Here is a 14,426-nt window from a genome sequence, read left to right as displayed (position 1 = left end):
CGGCGAATCCAGGTCGCCACGAACGTCCTTTCAGCGAAGCAGCCCTTCATAGGCAGCCGTCGCACTGGCCCCGAACGTGCAGAACACCACCCGCTCCGGTCGCCAGGAAGCCCGGCGGATGCCATCCACCGCGATCCGCGCCGCTTCATCCAGCGGATACCCGTACACCCCCGCGCTGATCGCCGGAAACGCGATCGAGTCGACCCCCTGTTCCCGGGCCAGATTGAGGCAATTCTCATAACACGCCGCCAGCAGGTCGGGTTCCCGATGCGATCCTCCCCGCCACACCGGCCCCACGGTATGGATGACGAAACGGGCGGGCAGGTCGAAGCCGGACGTGATCCGGGCTTCGCCGGTAGGGCAGCGCACGCCCGGGCGCGTTTCCGGCAGGAGGCGGCAGGCGGCCAGCAGCCTGGGCCCGGCGGCGCGGTGGATGGCGCCGTCCACGCCGCCTCCGCCCAGCAGGGATTCGTTGGCGGAGTTGACGATGGCATCCACGGCCAAGGTGGTGATGTCGGCTTGGGTGACTTCGATACGCATCGGGGTTTTTCCTATGACGGTCGGGCTGCAAACGGCTAGGATGGGGCGCACCAGAAGCATCACCCAGAAGGCCATGGCCGACCAGTTCAAAGTTGAAGACATCTCGTTCGCCTATTTGATCAACGACGTGACCTTGCTCTTCCGCAAGCACTTCGACCGTCGGGCGGTGAAGTTCGGCCTGACGCGTGCCCAGTGGCGGGCGCTGAAGACGCTGCATCGTCGCCCCGGCATGCGCCAGAACGAACTGGCCGAGCAACTGGACATGGAACCCATCGCCGTGGGGCGCGTCATCGATCGCCTGCAGGCCGCGGGCTTCGTCGAACGTCGCGCCGATCCCAAGGATCGCCGCGCCTGGCGCCTGCACGACACCGAGCAGGCGCGCGGTGTCATCGACGACATGGAAGACATCGCCCGGGGTCTGCGCCTGGACGCCGTGGGAGGAATCGCGGCGGAAGACCTCCAGACCACGCTGGACACGCTCAACCGCATGAAGGAAAACCTCCAGGCTCTCGACGGCCCCTGCGAAGAAAGCTGAATTCTTGCCGTCAACCGATCCGCAACGCATGCGTTAGGGCTTACGATAGCCGTTCACCCATGACCGCGTTTCCCCCGCGCGGCGACCGATCCAGGTGGCATCGGCCGGAGAAACCATGCAGCGATCCCCAGGGAAGAAGTTCCTCCTCGTCATCGGCCTCCTGCTCGTCGCGGTGGCCGTGACGTTCGTCTGGCGGCACACCGGTCAGACGAAGGATGCCCCGACAGCCACGGCCAAGACGTCCCCCGCGGGGGTGCCGGTCACCACGGCGGTCGCCACCCGTGGCGAAATCGACCTGTCGCTGAGGATCATCGGTCGTGCCGAGGCCTATTCCACGGTGAACGTGCGTTCGCGCGTCAACGGCCAGATCCAGAAGCTCGCCTTCACCCCCGGTAGCCACGTGAAGAAGGGCGACCTGCTCGCCCAGGTCGATCCGCGCCCCTTGCAGGCCGCGCTCGACGCGGCGAAAGGCAATGTCGCCCGCGACCAGGCCTCGCTCGCCAAGGCCGAGGCCGATCTCCAGCGTTTCGAGAGCATGCTCGGCAAGGGCTTCGTCAGCCGTGCCGACTACGACCTCTACAAGGCCAACCTCGGCGTGGCCCGGGCGAACCTCGAGAGCGACAAGGCGGCGGTTCGCGCGGCCCAGGTGCAACTGGACTACACCACCATCACCGCGCCGTTCGACGGCGTCACCGGGGCGCCGCTGGCCTATCCGGGCGCGACGCTGAGCGCGGACACCACCGACATCGTGGTGCTCAACGAGGTGGACCCGATCCGCGTGGCGTTCGCCGTGCCCGAGGACAGCCTCGCCGCCGTGCGCATCGAGGCGCGCAAGGGCACGCTACCCGTCGAGGCGCACATTCCCGGTGACACGGAGGGGCCGCTCAAGGGCGAGCTGGAATTCATCGACAACGCCGTGGACGCGACCACGGGCACCATCGTCCTGAAGGGCCGGTTCGACAACGCCGACGGCCGGCTCACGCCCGGCCAGTTCGCCGAGGTGACCCTGCCCACCACGCGCCTGCCCGACGCGGTGAGCATCCCCGTCGTGGCCTTGCAGAGCTCCACGGCCGGTGCGTTCGTCTTCGTGGTGAAGGCCGACCACACGGTCGAGCAGCGGTCCGTCACCACGGGCGCGACCTCGGGCAGCCGCGTGGTGATCGACAAGGGCCTGCAAGGTGGCGAGGTGGTGGTGACCGAAGGACAGATGCTGCTCACCGACGGTGCGCGCGTGCGCGTCGACGAGGCCTGAGGATCGCGCCATGAACCTGCCGGAACTCTGCATCCGCCGGCCGGTGATGACCACGCTGCTGATGGCGGCGCTGGTGATCTTCGGCATCGCCGCGTACCCCAGGCTGCCCGTCAACGAACTGCCCAACGTCGACTTTCCCACGATCAACATCAGTGCGAGCCTCCCGGGTGCCTCGCCCGAGACCATGGCGTCGTCGGTGGCCACGCCGCTGGAAGCGCAGCTGTCGACCATCGCCGGCATCGACCAGATGAGTTCGACCAGTTCGCTGGGGTCCACCACCATCACCGTCACTTTCGCGCTGGACCGCAGCATCGACGGCGCCGCGCAGGACGTGCAGTCGGCCATCTCCGCCGCGCAGCGCCAGTTGCCGCAGGACATGCCCACGCCGCCCACCTACCGCAAGGTGAATCCGGCCGACGCGCCGATCCTGTTCCTTACCATGCAGTCGTCGACGCTGCCGTTGTCCACCGTGGACGACTACGCCGAAACCGAGCTCGCGCAACGCCTGTCGATGGTGGACGGCGTGGCGCAGGTGAACGTCTACGGTTCGCAGAAATACGCCGTGCGCATCGCCGTGAATCCCGACCGCCTCGCCGCGACGGGCATCGGTGTCGATCAGATGCGCGAGGCGATCGCCGCCGCCAACGTCAACAAGGCCACCGGTTCGCTCAACGGCAGCCGCCAGCTGCTGTCGATCCGTTCGGACGGCCAACTGATGCGCGCGGCCGATTACAACCAGGTGGTGGTCGCCTACCGCAACGGCGCACCGGTGCGCCTCTCCGACATCGCCGTGCCGCGCGACAGCGTGCAGGACGACCAGAAGGCCAGCTGGTTCAACGGCACGCGCGCGATCACGCTGGCGATCCAGCGCCAGCCCGGGGCGAACACGGTGGAAACGGTCGATCGCATCTTCGACCTGCTGCCGGGCTTCAAGGCCACGCTGCCGCCGTCGGTCAAGCTCGACGTGATGTACGACCGCTCGGTGTCCATCCGCGATTCCGTGCACGACGTGCAATTCACCCTGATCCTCGCCGGCATCCTCGTGGTGGCGGTGATCTATCTCTTCCTCGGCAATGCCTCGGCCACCCTGATTCCCGCGGTGGCGTTGCCGATCTCGGTGCTGGGTACCTTCGGCGCGATGTTCGCGCTGGGCTACAGCCTCGACAACCTGTCGCTGCTGGCGTTGACGCTGGCCGTGGGTTTCGTCGTGGACGACGCCATCGTGATGCTCGAGAACATCGTGCGTCACATCGAGCTGGGCGAACGGCCCTTCGACGCCGCGGTGAAGGGATCCAACGAGATCGGCTTCACCATCTTCTCGATGACGCTGTCGCTGGTGGCGGTGTTCATCCCCGTGATGTTCATGGGTGGCATCGTCGGTCGCCTGTTCCATGAGTTCGCCGTGGTCATCAGCGTGTCGATCCTGATCTCGGGTTTCGTATCGATCACGCTGACGCCGATGCTCTGCAGCCGTTTCGTCAAGGCGCACGACCACGGCAAGCGCAGCTTCGTCGTGGCCTGGTTCGACAGGGGTTTCGCCGCGATGAGCAACGGCTACACGAGCACGCTGGGCTGGTGCATGCGCCGGCCGCTCGTCGTCATCGGCGTGTTCGTGCTGAGCCTCGCGGCCACCGGCGTACTCTTCGCGATCACGCCGAAGGATTTCATCCCGTCGGGCGACAGCGGCCAGCTCCGCGTGACCACCGAAGGCCCCACGGACATCTCGTTCGCCGCGATGTCGGCACGCCAGCAGGCGCTGGCGAAGATCGCCGGCGACGATCCGAACATCGAGGGCTACATGTCGACCGTGGGCGCGGGCGGACCGCGCACCACGATCAACTCCGGCTCCATCCTGCTCCGCCTGAAAGAGCGAAGCGCGCGCGGTTACACCACGCCCGACGAGATCATCCAGGAGCTTCGGCGCAAGTTCGCGCAGGTGCCGGGCATCCGTACCTACATCCAGAATCCCCCGGCGATCCAGGTCGGCGGCCGCCAGTCGAAGGCGCAGTACCAGTACACGGTGCAGTCCACCGACCTGCAGGCACTGTACGACTGGTCGGGCAAGCTGGTCGCCGCGTTCCAGAAGCTGCCGGGTTTCCAGGACGTCACGACCGACCTGGATCTGAACAGCCCGTCGATGATCGTGCGAGTCAACCGCGACAAGCTGGCGCCGCTGGGCCTCACGATGGACCAGGTGCAGACGGCACTGGGCACGGCGTTCGGCGAGAACCAGATTTCCACCATCTACGGCGCGGCGACGCAGTATTGGGTGATCCTGCAGGTGGAACGTCGCATGCAGGACGATCCGGCGGTGCTGTCCAAGTTGTACGTCACGTCGGATAGCGGCAAGCTCATTCCGCTCAGCACCGTGGCCCGGTTCGAGCGCAAGCCGCAGGTGCTCACGGTCAACCATCAGGGGCAACTGCCCGCGGTGACGGTGTCGTTCAACCTCGCGCCGGGCGTGTCGCTGAGCGACGCGGTGGCGAGCATCGATCGCGCCACCACCGAGATGAAGCTACCCGCCACCTTGAGCGGCAGCGTGCAGGGCACGGCGCAGGCGTTCCAGGATTCGATCAAGGGCATGGGCTTCCTGCTGCTGCTCGCCGTGTTCGTGATCTACCTCGTGCTGGGCATCCTCTACGAGAGCTTCATCCATCCGCTCACCATCCTTTCCGGCCTGCCGGCGGCGGCGGTGGGCGCGTTGCTCACGCTGGTGATCTTCGACGCGTCGCTCGATCTCTTCGCCTTCGTGGGCATCGTGATGCTCGTGGGCATCGTGAAGAAGAACGCGATCATGATGATCGACTTCGCGCTGGAACGTCAGCGCGACGAGGGCGTGGCGCCGTTCGACGCCATCTATGAAGCGTGCCGCGTGCGTTTTCGCCCCATCATGATGACGACGGCCGCGGCGTTCGCGGGCACCCTGCCGATCGCCCTCGGTATCGGCGCGGGCGCGGAGACCCGTCGTTCGTTGGGTCTTGCCGTGGTCGGCGGCCTGGTGGTGTCTCAGATCCTGACGCTCTACCTCACGCCGGTGATCTATCTGTACATGAACCGCCTGCAGGAGCGGATCGCGCCGAAGGCAGTGGGTGGGGAGCCGGTGGCGCATCACTGACGGTGGGCGCAAGACGCTGGGTTCCTGCCTTCGCAGGAACGACGTGAGGGGAACACGCGATGCGGTCAAGCGTATAGCTCGTCGTTCCTGCGAAGGCAGGAACCCAGCGTCTTGAGCTTCGCAAGAATGACGTGAGGGGAATACGCGATGCGGTCAAGCGTATAGCTCGTCGTTCCTGCGAAGGCAGGAACCCAGCGTCTTGAGCTTCGCAAGAATGACGTGAGGGGAATACGCGATGCGGTCAAGCGTATAGCTCGTCGTTCCTGCGAAGGCAGGAACCCAGCGTCTCGACGCCCGGGCGCGACCCACTTACCCGGGCGCTCTTCGGCCGCGCTCAGTCGTGCGCCCCATCCTTCGCGAACGCCCCGGGCGCCGAGCCGAAATTCCCGTCCGCCTGCGCCGCCATGTACGCGAACGCCGCATACACCGCCACGTTCTGCGCGAGATCCTTCGGGTCGATCTTGTCCAGCGTGTCGTTCGCGTTGTGGTGGTAGTCGAAGTACGTCGTGCCGTCCTGCGTGAGCGACAGCGCGGCCATGCCCTTGGCATGCATCTGCGAGAGATCCGAACCGCCACCGCCAGGTTTCGTGGTGTCGTAAGCCACGCCGATCGGTTCGAGCACCTTGGCGATCTGCGCGATGGCGTTGCGTGCCTCGGGCTTCACCGACGCGCTCATGCGCCACACGCGTCCCGAACCGAAGTCCGACTCCGTACCGAGCTGGAACTTCGATACGTCTTTCGCATGCGCCTCGGCATACGCGCGACCGCCCCACAGGCCCATTTCCTCGTTCGCGAAGGCGATCACGCGGATGGTGCGATCCGGACGCTGCGGCATGTCCTTGATGAGCTTCGCGGCCGCCGCGGCGATGGCCACGCCCGCGCCGTCGTCGATGGCGCCCGTGCCCAGGTCCCACGAATCCAGGTGTCCGCCGATGGCGACGACTTCGTCCGGGTGCTTGCGGCCCGTGACCTCGGCGATCACGTTGGAACCTTCATACGTGCCGTTGAAGCCGACATCGAGGTCGAGCTTGAGCGTGACGGGCTTGCCCTGCTTCACGATACGCTCGAGCTGGTCGGCATCCGGCAGCGACAGCGCGGCGGCGGGAATCGCCTCCTTCGGATCCCGGAAGCCGGTCACGCCCGTGTGCGGCGTGCGGCTGTGCGGGTCGGTGCCGGCCGAACGAAGCAGGTAGGCGGCGGCGCCCATTTTCGCGGCGATCACCGCGCCACCGGTGCGCGTAGCCGAACCCATGCCGTAGTCGTGGCCGTCTTTCTGCTGGGTCATGTGCGTGCTGACGTAGACGATCTTGCCCTTCACCGTCGCCGGATCGGCCGCCTTCAGCGCGGCGAGATCGTCGAAGGCCACCACCTCGGCGGTGAGCCCGCCCTTCGGCGTACCGGCGGAATAACCCAGCGCGGTCAGCGTGAGCGGCTGCGGGTAAGGCGCGACGACCTGCGCGTGTTCGCTGTGGCGCTCCCACAGCGGGTAACTCACCTTCTCGGTGTAGACCTTGTCGAAACCCATGGCCTTGAACTTCGCCACCGTCCATTCCACGCCGCGCTTGTCGGCGGGGCTGCCCGCCAGGCGCGGACCGACTTCGGTGGTGAGCCCGGCGACGAAGTCGTAGCCGGTGTTGTCATTCATCGCCCTATCGCGCAGCTCGGTCGCGGCGGCGACGGCTTTCGCGGGAATGACCGTGTCCTTGGCGGCGGCATGGGCGGAGAAAGCGAACGCGACGCACGCGGCGAGCGCGTGCAGGCGGAAGGTGTGGCGCATGGTAACCCCCGGGGACGGAAAGGTCCGATTATTGCGCCGGGGTGGGGAGGGCGAGTAGGCCGGAAGTCACGAATCGCGGACCCTGTCCGCGATGGGAATGCGAACCGCCTCAGGGAGCGCGGTCCTTCTGCTTCAGCAGATCGCGAATCTCCTGCAACAACACCACGTCGGCGGGCGTCGCGGCCGGCTTGTCCTCGTGGCGGGTCAGCTTGTTGATCGCCTTGACCACCAGGAAGATCGCGAAGGCGATGATGATGAACTGGATCAGCACGTTGATGAACACGCCGTACTGGATGGCCACTTCGGGAATCTTCGCGGCCGCGTCGCCCGGTCTGAGCACCCATTTCCAGTCGGAGAAGTCGATGCCGCCGATGGCCCAGCCGAGCGGCGGCATGATGATGTTGTCGACCAGCGAGGTGACGATCTTGCCGAACGCCGCGCCGATGACCACACCGACGGCGAGGTCGACCACGTTGCCGCGCAGGGCGAATTTCTTGAATTCCGCGATGAAGCTCATCGGGTTGTTCTCCTTCGTTGGCGGTGTGACGAATCGTCGAGGTTAAAGGCCCGCATGTCAGGACTTCGCGAATTCAGCTGACGCGCCCCTCGAGCGTCGCGATGTCGCCGAGCGTCGCACGAAAACGGTCGCCGCGCACCAACGCCGACACGCCGGCGGGCGTGCCGGTATAGACGACGTCGCCGGCCTTCAACTCGAACAGGCGCGACAGGTGCGAGAGGATTTCCGGCACGGTGAACAGCATGTCGCCCAGGGTCGCCGACTGGCGCACCTCGCCGTTGACCACCAGCGCGATGCGCGTGTCGGCGGAAGGGTGCGCCTCGGTGGCGGGTACGAGGGCGGAGATGGGAGCCGAATGATCGAAGGCCTTGGCCACGTCCCACGGCGCGCCCTTGGCCTTCGCCTGCGCCTGGAGATCGCGGCGGGTGAGGTCCAGGCCGATGCCGTAGCCCCAGACGAGCTTGCCGGCCTCGTCGGGCGAGAGGTCCGAACCGCCCGCGCCGAGAGCCACCACCATCTCCACCTCGTGGTGGAGATCCTCGGTAGCCGAGGGGTAGGGCACGTCCGCGCCGTCGGTGACGACGGCGTCTGCGGGCTTGGTGAAGAACATGGGGTTCGTCCTGTCGGGCGTCGCGCCCATCTCCTTCGCGTGGTCGGCGTAATTGCGGCCGATGCAGAAGATGCGGCGGACGGGAAAGCGCTCGGCTCGACCGGCGACGGGGATGCTCGGCTGGGCCGGCGAAGGGATGACGGTATTCATGCGGCTAGGTTAACGGTCCCGGGTGACACCTGTCACGGCAGATGACTGATGGCGGCAAGTGGTTCACGGTCTGCGTCGATCGCATGATCTTGCCATGGGCGACGACGGGGACCAGGGGAGCATGAATTCGAACGCCGAGCTGCTGCGGCAGCTGAAGATCGACAAATCGCACAAGGACACGCCGGGTGGCGGCAACGGCGGGGGCATGCGTACCGTCTGGATCGTGCTCGCCGTCGTGCTCGCGCTGCTGGCCCTGGCCGGCGGCGGTTGGGTATTCCTGGCCCGGCGCCCCGTCGAGGTTCGCACCGCCACGGCCGTGGCTCCCGCGAGCGCCGCCGAAGCCGGTGCGGTCCTGCAGGCCACCGGCTACGTCACCGCGCGGCGCCAGGCCACGGTGTCGGCGCAGATCACGGGCACGCTGACCGAGGTGCTGATCGAGGAAGGCGACCGCGTGAGCAAGGGCCAGGTGCTGGCGCGCCTGGAGGACAACGCGCTGCGCGCCAACCTGCAATCGGCCCAGGCCAGCGCCGCCGCCGCCCACGCGACGGTGGCGCAGAGCGAAGCCCAGCTCACCCAGGCCCTGCGCGACGCCGACCGTCAGGAGGCGCTGGTCGGGCGGGGCCTGGTATCGCGGCAGCTCGCCGAGCAGGCGCGCACCCAGGCCGACACCTACCGCGCGCAGTTGCAGACGGCCCGCCGCCAGGCCGGGGCGGCCGACGCCCAGGTGGGCGTGGCGCAGGTCAACCTCGACTACACCGTGGTGCGCGCGCCGTTCGATGGCGTGATCACCGACAAGGCCGCGCAGGTGGGCGAAATCGTCTCGCCGCTGTCCGCCGGCGGCGGCTTCACGCGGACCGGCGTGGGCACCATCGTCGACATGGACTCGCTGGAGATCGACGTGGACGTCAACGAGGCCTACATCGGCCGCGTGCAGGCGGACATGCCGGCCGAGGCCGTGCTCGACGCGTACCCGGACTGGAAGATTCCCGCGCACGTCATCGCCATCGTGCCCGCCGCCGATCGTGGCAAGGCCACCGTGAAGGTGCGCGTGGCGCTGGAAGCGAAGGACGCGCGCATCGTGCCCGACATGGGCGTGCGCGTGTCGTTCCTCGAGCGTCGCGCGCCCACGGCGTCCGCCGCGCCCAAGGGCGTCATGGTGCCCGCGGCCGCCATCGTGCAGCGCGACGGGCACGACGTGGTGTTCATCGTGGCCGACGGGCATGCGCGGCGCCACGACGTCACCGCCGCCGCCGCGAGCGGCGATCTTCGCCTCGTCACGACCGGCGTGAACGCCGGCGACACCGTGATCGTTTCGCCTCCCGACGACCTCGCCGACGGCAACGCCGTCCAACCCGCCAAGCCGGCCCCCTGATAGCGCACGGAGATACCGATGAGCACCCTGATCGACATCCAGGATCTTTCCAAGGTCTACGAACGCGGCCGGCAGAAGGTCGAAGTGCTGCACGGCGTGAACCTCAAGGTGGAGGAGGGCGACTTCCTCGCGCTGATGGGGCCGTCGGGTTCGGGCAAGACGACGCTGCTCAACCTCATCGGCGGGCTGGATACGCCGACCGGCGGCAGCCTCAGCGTGGCCGGCGAACGCATCGACCGCATGAGCGGCGGGCAGCTCGCCCGCTGGCGCGCGGCGCACGTCGGCTTCGTGTTCCAGTTCTACAACCTCATGCCGATGCTGACCGCACAGCGCAACGTGGAACTGCCCCTGCTGCTGACGAAGCTCTCCGCCTCGCAGCGCAAACAGAATGCCTCGGTGGCGCTGCAACTGGTGGGCCTGGCCGATCGCGCCACGCACAAGCCGTCGGAGCTCTCGGGCGGCCAACAGCAGCGCGTCGCCATCGCGCGTGCCATCGTGTCCGATCCCACGCTGCTGGTCTGCGACGAGCCCACCGGCGACCTCGACCGCCAGTCGGCCGAAGACATCCTCGGCCTGCTGCGCGAACTCAACCGCGAACACGGCAAGACCATCGTGATGGTCACCCACGATCCGAAGGCGGCCGAATATGCCAACCACACGCTGCATCTCGACAAGGGCGCCCTCGTCGAGCAGGCGGCCTGAACGGAGATGCCGGCATGAAATACCTGCACCTCATCTGGGCGGCGCTGTTCCGGCGCAAGTTGCGTACTTTCCTCACGCTGGTGTCGATCCTCGCCGCGTTCCTGCTGTTCGGCATGCTCGACGCCACCCGTGCGGCGTTTTCCTCGGGGGATAGCGTGATCGGCGTGGATCGCCTGCTCACCACCTCGCGTTATTCGATCATCCAGTCGTTGCCCTCGAGCCTCGCCACGCGCATGCAGGCCATTCCCGGCGTGAAGGCGGTGGGCCACGCGAACTGGTTCGGCGGCATCTACCAGGATCCGAAGAATTTCGTGCTGAGCTTCGCCGTCAGCGACAACTACCTCGACATCTACCATGAGGTCCAGTTGCCGCCCGAGCAGCGCAAGGCCTTCGAGACCACGCGCACCGGCGCCATCGTGGGCGAAGCGCTGGCCAAGCGGTTCGGCTGGAAGGTGGGCGACAAGATCCCGCTGCAATCGACGATCTTCCCGCAGCGCAACGGCGACAAGACCTGGCCCTTCGACATCGTGGGCATCTACACGCCCGCCAAGGGCGCGGCCAACGGCACCGACCAGCAGTTCTTCTTCCACTACAAATATTTCCAGGAGGCCAACGCCTACCAGAGCATCGGCAACACCGTGGGCTGGTACGTGGTGCAGCTCACGTCGTCCGACAAGGCCGACCAGGTGGCGAAGGCCATCGACGCGCTCTCGGCCAATTCCGATCACGAAACCAAGACGCAGACCGAACAGGCCTTCAACGCCTCGTTCGCCAAGCAACTCGGCGACATCGGGCTGATCGTCTCGGCCATCATGGGTGCGGTGTTCTTCACGCTGATCCTGCTCACGGGCAACACCATGGCGCAGGCGGTGCGCGAGCGCACGAACGAACTGGCCGTGCTGAAGACCATCGGCTTCTCCAGTCGCAGCGTGCTGGGCATGGTGCTGGCCGAAGGCATCCTGTTGCTCGTGCTGGGCGGCGTGATCGGCCTGGCCATCGCCGCCGTGCTGGTGCCGATCGTGGCCAAGGGCAGCGGCGGCATGCTCAACCTGCCTCCGATCGGCACGCAGACCTGGCTGCTCGGCCTCGGGCTGATGGTGGTCATCGGTGCGCTCGTCGGTGCCTTGCCCGCCATTCGCGCCATGCGCCTCAACATCGTCGACGCGCTCGCCGGGCGCTGAAGGGAGAGACCTCATGAAGAGCTTCGGTACCGGATTGCTCATGCTGCTCGTCGTCGCGGCGTTCCTCGCGCTGTGGATCGCGTTGCCCTGGCAGGGCGTGGTCGTGCTCGCGGTGCTGCTGGCGCTGTGGATGACCCTCACCCGGCGTGGCCGGCAGACCTGGCAGGTGACCCGCGTGGGCCTTTCGACGGTGTGGCAACGGCTGGGTTCGTCGTCGGTCGTGGTGGTGGGCATCGCCGGGGTGGTGGGCGTGCTCGTCGCGATGCTGGCGATGAGCGAGGGATTCGCCGAAACACTGCGCGCCACGGGCAACGACCATACGGCCATCGTGCTGCGTGGCGGCTCGCAGGCGGAACTCAACTCCGTGCTCGACCGCGATAGCGCCAACGTGGTGATCCAGGCGCCTGGCGTGAAAAAGGGCGCCGACGGCAAGCCGATCGCGTCGAGCGAGCTGGTGGTGGTGGCCAACCTGCCGCGCAAAGGCGATCCCAACAGCGACTCCAACGTGCCCATTCGCGGCGTGAGCGGCGACGTGTGGGCGCTGCGCGATCAGGTGAAGATCGTCGAGGGTCGCAAGTTCAACCCGGGTCTGCGCGAGCTGATCGTCGGCAAGGGCGCCAAGGCGCAGTTCGAAGGGCTGGATGTCGGCAAGTCGCTGCGGCTGGCCGGGCAGGATTGGACCATCGTCGGCACCTTCGCCTCGGGCGACGCGCTCGAATCGGAGCTGTGGGGCGACACGCAGAGCGTCGCGTCGGCTTATCGACGGGGCAGCAGCGTCGCCTCGGTGACGGTGCTGCTCGATTCGCCCAAGGCCTTCGACGCGTTCAAGGCCAACCTCGCCGCCGACCCGCGGCTCAAGGTCGACGCCACCACCACGCGCGAGTACTTCAGCAAGCAGTCCGAAGGCCTGACCAAGGTGCTGCGCATCGTCGGCATCACCGTGGGCATCATCATGGCGATCGGCGCCGTGTTCGGCGCGCTCAATACCATGTTCGCCGCGATCCAGGCGCGTGCCCGGGAGATCGCCACCTTGCGTGCGATCGGTTTCCGCGGCGTGCCCGTGGTGGTGTCGGTGATGCTGGAGACGATGTTGCTGGCGTTGCTCGGCGGGCTGATCGGCGCGGGCATCGTGTGGATCATCTTCAACGGCTATTCGGCGTCGACGCTCGGCGCGAACTTCAGCCAGGTGGTGTTCCGCTTCCACGTCAGCGGCGCGCTGCTCTGGACCGGTATCAAGTGGGCACTCGCCATCGGCTTCATCGGCGGGCTGTTTCCCGCGCTACGCGCGGCTCGCCTGCCGGTAACGACGGCCTTGCGCGAGCTGTGACGATCATGACGCCCCCTCGGCGGCGAGTGGGGCGTCGTTCGTTTCCGCCGGGTGCGGCTGCCATGCATCGTCGGACGCATGGCACGACGCGAGCGCGGCCATCGCTACTCCGAAGACCGTCGCCGCCCGGGCCGCGCAGAGATGGAGGCGCGCTCGCGGTGAAACTGTGTTGGACGTCACGTGGGGTTATCCCGCTGGCGAAAAGCGAGGAGGCTAGGTCGTCCGCGCCGCCGGGGGATATGGAAGGATTCTCAAAAATCGTCGCGGGCGGTAGAGCGTGGGACACGCTTCACATCGTGCGCTGTCGTGCCGTTTCCGTAGGTGCGGCACCGCGAAAACCATGCTCGTCGCGTGGGCACCGGCCTCAGGCTTTCCGGGTTCGCATCATCGTGATGATGCCCACGCCGACGAGGATGATCGCCATCCCCGCGAGATCGAACGGCCCCACGTGCTCGCCCGCCACCGCCACGCCGAACAGCACGGCCACCGGCGGGTTGACGTAGGCATAGCTCGTGGCCAGCGCCGGCCGCACGGTTTTCAGCACGTAGAGATACGCGCTGAACGCGACGATCGACCCGAACACGATGAGGTAAGCCAGCGCGGCGGTGGCGCTGGCCTGCGGATGCGCCGGCAGCCGCTCGCCGTGAAGCAGGGCGATGACGGTGAGCGATACGCTCGCGCACAGCATCTGCGCCGCCGTGTTCATCGGTCCGGCCGGCATGTCCTGCTTCTTCGACCACACCGAGCCGAACGCCCAGGCCATCGCCGCGCCGATCAGCGCCACGGCGCCGAGCGGCGAACCGGAGAGGCCCGCGCCGAGGTTGAGCACCACCACGCCGACGAAGCCCAGCAGCAGGCCCACGGTTTCGCCACGCGACGGCCACTCGCCGTAGAGGCCAGCGAACACCGCCGCGAACAGGGGCATGCTCGCCACCGCCACGGCGGCGATACCCGAACTCACCGTCTGCTCGGCGAAGCACACCAGCCCGTTGCCGCCCGCCAGCAACAAGGTGCCGACGATGGCGGCGTTGCGCCATTGCCGCGTCGTGGGAAGTGCGAAGCCACGGAGCCGCAACACGGCGAAGAGCAGGACGCCCGCGATCGCGAAGCGGATGGCCGCGAGCAGGAAGGGCGGGTAGCTCGCCAGCGCGTAGCGGATGCCGAGGTAGGTGGAACCCCAGATGACGTACATCGACAGCAGCGAGATCGGCACCATCCAGCGCGGATCGGTGAGCGTCGAAGATGGCGTGGCGGTACAGGCGGTGTCGGACATGGGGCGCGATCCAGGGGCAAGCGCGCGTGGGGTGCGGCGCGAACGTTCACGATATCGCCGCCGCGCGGCGCGCGG

At 67.3% G+C, this 14,426-nt stretch carries 12 protein-coding genes; 7 read left to right on the top strand and 5 right to left on the bottom strand.

The genetic code is table 11. The features are described from left to right. Window positions 1-30 precede the first annotated feature (30 nt). Window positions 31-540 (bottom strand): O-acetyl-ADP-ribose deacetylase, encoded by a 510-nt coding sequence (locus tag L2Y94_RS18410; protein ID WP_247370857.1) that lies wholly within the window; start codon window positions 538-540, stop codon window positions 31-33. Window positions 541-580: 40 nt separating this feature from the next. Between L2Y94_RS18410 and L2Y94_RS18405 the strand changes: the two genes are divergently transcribed. The 3 genes from L2Y94_RS18405 to L2Y94_RS18395 all read left to right on the top strand — a co-directional run bounded on the left by L2Y94_RS18405 (window position 581) and on the right by L2Y94_RS18395 (window position 5,442). Beyond that, window positions 581-1,075 (top strand): MarR family winged helix-turn-helix transcriptional regulator, encoded by a 495-nt coding sequence (locus L2Y94_RS18405; RefSeq protein WP_247370855.1) that lies wholly within the window; start codon window positions 581-583, stop codon window positions 1,073-1,075. Between the two features lie 115 nt (window positions 1,076-1,190). Next, window positions 1,191-2,327 carry an efflux RND transporter periplasmic adaptor subunit gene (locus L2Y94_RS18400; protein WP_247370853.1) on the top strand — a complete coding sequence of 379 codons (1,137 nt, stop codon included), beginning with the start codon at window positions 1,191-1,193 and terminating at the stop codon, window positions 2,325-2,327. A 10-nt stretch (window positions 2,328-2,337) separates the two neighbouring features. Continuing rightward, window positions 2,338-5,442 carry an efflux RND transporter permease subunit gene (locus L2Y94_RS18395; protein ID WP_247370851.1) on the top strand — a complete coding sequence of 1,035 codons (3,105 nt, stop codon included), beginning with the start codon at window positions 2,338-2,340 and terminating at the stop codon, window positions 5,440-5,442. Window positions 5,443-5,776: 334 nt separating this feature from the next. Here the strand turns inward: L2Y94_RS18395 and L2Y94_RS18390 are convergent, their stop codons facing one another. The 3 genes from L2Y94_RS18390 to L2Y94_RS18380 form a co-directional block, all read right to left on the bottom strand. Further along, window positions 5,777-7,219: a M20/M25/M40 family metallo-hydrolase gene (locus L2Y94_RS18390; RefSeq protein WP_247370849.1), complete on the bottom strand. Its 1,443-nt coding sequence runs from the start codon at window positions 7,217-7,219 to the stop codon at window positions 5,777-5,779. Window positions 7,220-7,328: 109 nt separating this feature from the next. Beyond that, window positions 7,329-7,736, bottom strand: a complete 408-nt coding sequence (gene mscL / locus L2Y94_RS18385) for a large-conductance mechanosensitive channel protein MscL (RefSeq protein WP_247370846.1) — start codon at window positions 7,734-7,736, stop codon at window positions 7,329-7,331. Between the two features lie 73 nt (window positions 7,737-7,809). Further along, window positions 7,810-8,496: a fumarylacetoacetate hydrolase family protein gene (locus L2Y94_RS18380; protein ID WP_247370843.1), complete on the bottom strand. Its 687-nt coding sequence runs from the start codon at window positions 8,494-8,496 to the stop codon at window positions 7,810-7,812. A 121-nt stretch (window positions 8,497-8,617) separates the two neighbouring features. On the opposite strand from L2Y94_RS18380, the gene L2Y94_RS18375 reads away from it, so the two are divergent. Genes L2Y94_RS18375 through L2Y94_RS18360 form a run of 4 tightly spaced genes read left to right on the top strand, consistent with a single transcriptional unit; the run spans window position 8,618 to window position 13,078 of the window. Continuing rightward, complete coding sequence (locus L2Y94_RS18375; RefSeq protein WP_247370823.1) at window positions 8,618-9,868, top strand: efflux RND transporter periplasmic adaptor subunit; 1,251 nt, start codon at window positions 8,618-8,620, stop codon at window positions 9,866-9,868. An 18-nt stretch (window positions 9,869-9,886) separates the two neighbouring features. After that, on the top strand, window positions 9,887-10,570 hold the full coding sequence (locus L2Y94_RS18370) for an ABC transporter ATP-binding protein (protein ID WP_247370808.1): 684 nt from the start codon (window positions 9,887-9,889) through the stop codon (window positions 10,568-10,570). Between the two features lie 14 nt (window positions 10,571-10,584). Further along, window positions 10,585-11,751, top strand: coding sequence for an ABC transporter permease (locus tag L2Y94_RS18365; RefSeq protein ID WP_247370806.1), 1,167 nt, complete (start codon window positions 10,585-10,587; stop codon window positions 11,749-11,751). A gap of 13 nt (window positions 11,752-11,764) precedes the next feature. Beyond that, window positions 11,765-13,078, top strand: coding sequence for an ABC transporter permease (locus L2Y94_RS18360; RefSeq protein ID WP_247370803.1), 1,314 nt, complete (start codon window positions 11,765-11,767; stop codon window positions 13,076-13,078). 364 nt (window positions 13,079-13,442) lie between these two features. On the opposite strand, the gene yedA is transcribed toward L2Y94_RS18360, so the two are convergent. Beyond that, a complete protein-coding gene (yedA, locus tag L2Y94_RS18355) occupies window positions 13,443-14,351 on the bottom strand; it encodes a drug/metabolite exporter YedA (protein WP_247370801.1) in 909 nt (302 codons plus the stop codon). Between the last annotated feature and the right edge of the window lie 75 nt (window positions 14,352-14,426).

The sequence above is a fragment of the Luteibacter aegosomatis genome (assembly GCF_023078455.1).
GTDB lineage: Bacteria > Pseudomonadota > Gammaproteobacteria > Xanthomonadales > Rhodanobacteraceae > Luteibacter > Luteibacter aegosomatis.
This window is presented reverse-complemented; position numbering and strand designations above follow the sequence as displayed.

Excerpts from the sequence above, each read along its gene's own strand:
- L2Y94_RS18405 (WP_247370855.1), top strand. The coding sequence starts at position 581 with ATGGGGCGCACCAGAAGCATCACCCAGAAGGCCATGGCCGACCAGTTC.
- L2Y94_RS18370 (WP_247370808.1), top strand. The coding sequence starts at position 9,887 with ATGAGCACCCTGATCGACATCCAGGATCTTTCCAAGGTCTACGAACGC.
- L2Y94_RS18365 (WP_247370806.1), top strand. The coding sequence starts at position 10,585 with ATGAAATACCTGCACCTCATCTGGGCGGCGCTGTTCCGGCGCAAGTTG.
- L2Y94_RS18390 (WP_247370849.1), bottom strand. The coding sequence starts at position 7,219 with ATGCGCCACACCTTCCGCCTGCACGCGCTCGCCGCGTGCGTCGCGTTC.
- L2Y94_RS18395 (WP_247370851.1), top strand. The coding sequence starts at position 2,338 with ATGAACCTGCCGGAACTCTGCATCCGCCGGCCGGTGATGACCACGCTG.
- L2Y94_RS18360 (WP_247370803.1), top strand. The coding sequence starts at position 11,765 with ATGAAGAGCTTCGGTACCGGATTGCTCATGCTGCTCGTCGTCGCGGCG.
- mscL (WP_247370846.1), bottom strand. The coding sequence starts at position 7,736 with ATGAGCTTCATCGCGGAATTCAAGAAATTCGCCCTGCGCGGCAACGTG.
- yedA (WP_247370801.1), bottom strand. The coding sequence starts at position 14,351 with ATGTCCGACACCGCCTGTACCGCCACGCCATCTTCGACGCTCACCGAT.
- L2Y94_RS18380 (WP_247370843.1), bottom strand. The coding sequence starts at position 8,496 with ATGAATACCGTCATCCCTTCGCCGGCCCAGCCGAGCATCCCCGTCGCC.
- L2Y94_RS18410 (WP_247370857.1), bottom strand. The coding sequence starts at position 540 with ATGCGTATCGAAGTCACCCAAGCCGACATCACCACCTTGGCCGTGGAT.
- L2Y94_RS18400 (WP_247370853.1), top strand. The coding sequence starts at position 1,191 with ATGCAGCGATCCCCAGGGAAGAAGTTCCTCCTCGTCATCGGCCTCCTG.
- L2Y94_RS18375 (WP_247370823.1), top strand. The coding sequence starts at position 8,618 with ATGAATTCGAACGCCGAGCTGCTGCGGCAGCTGAAGATCGACAAATCG.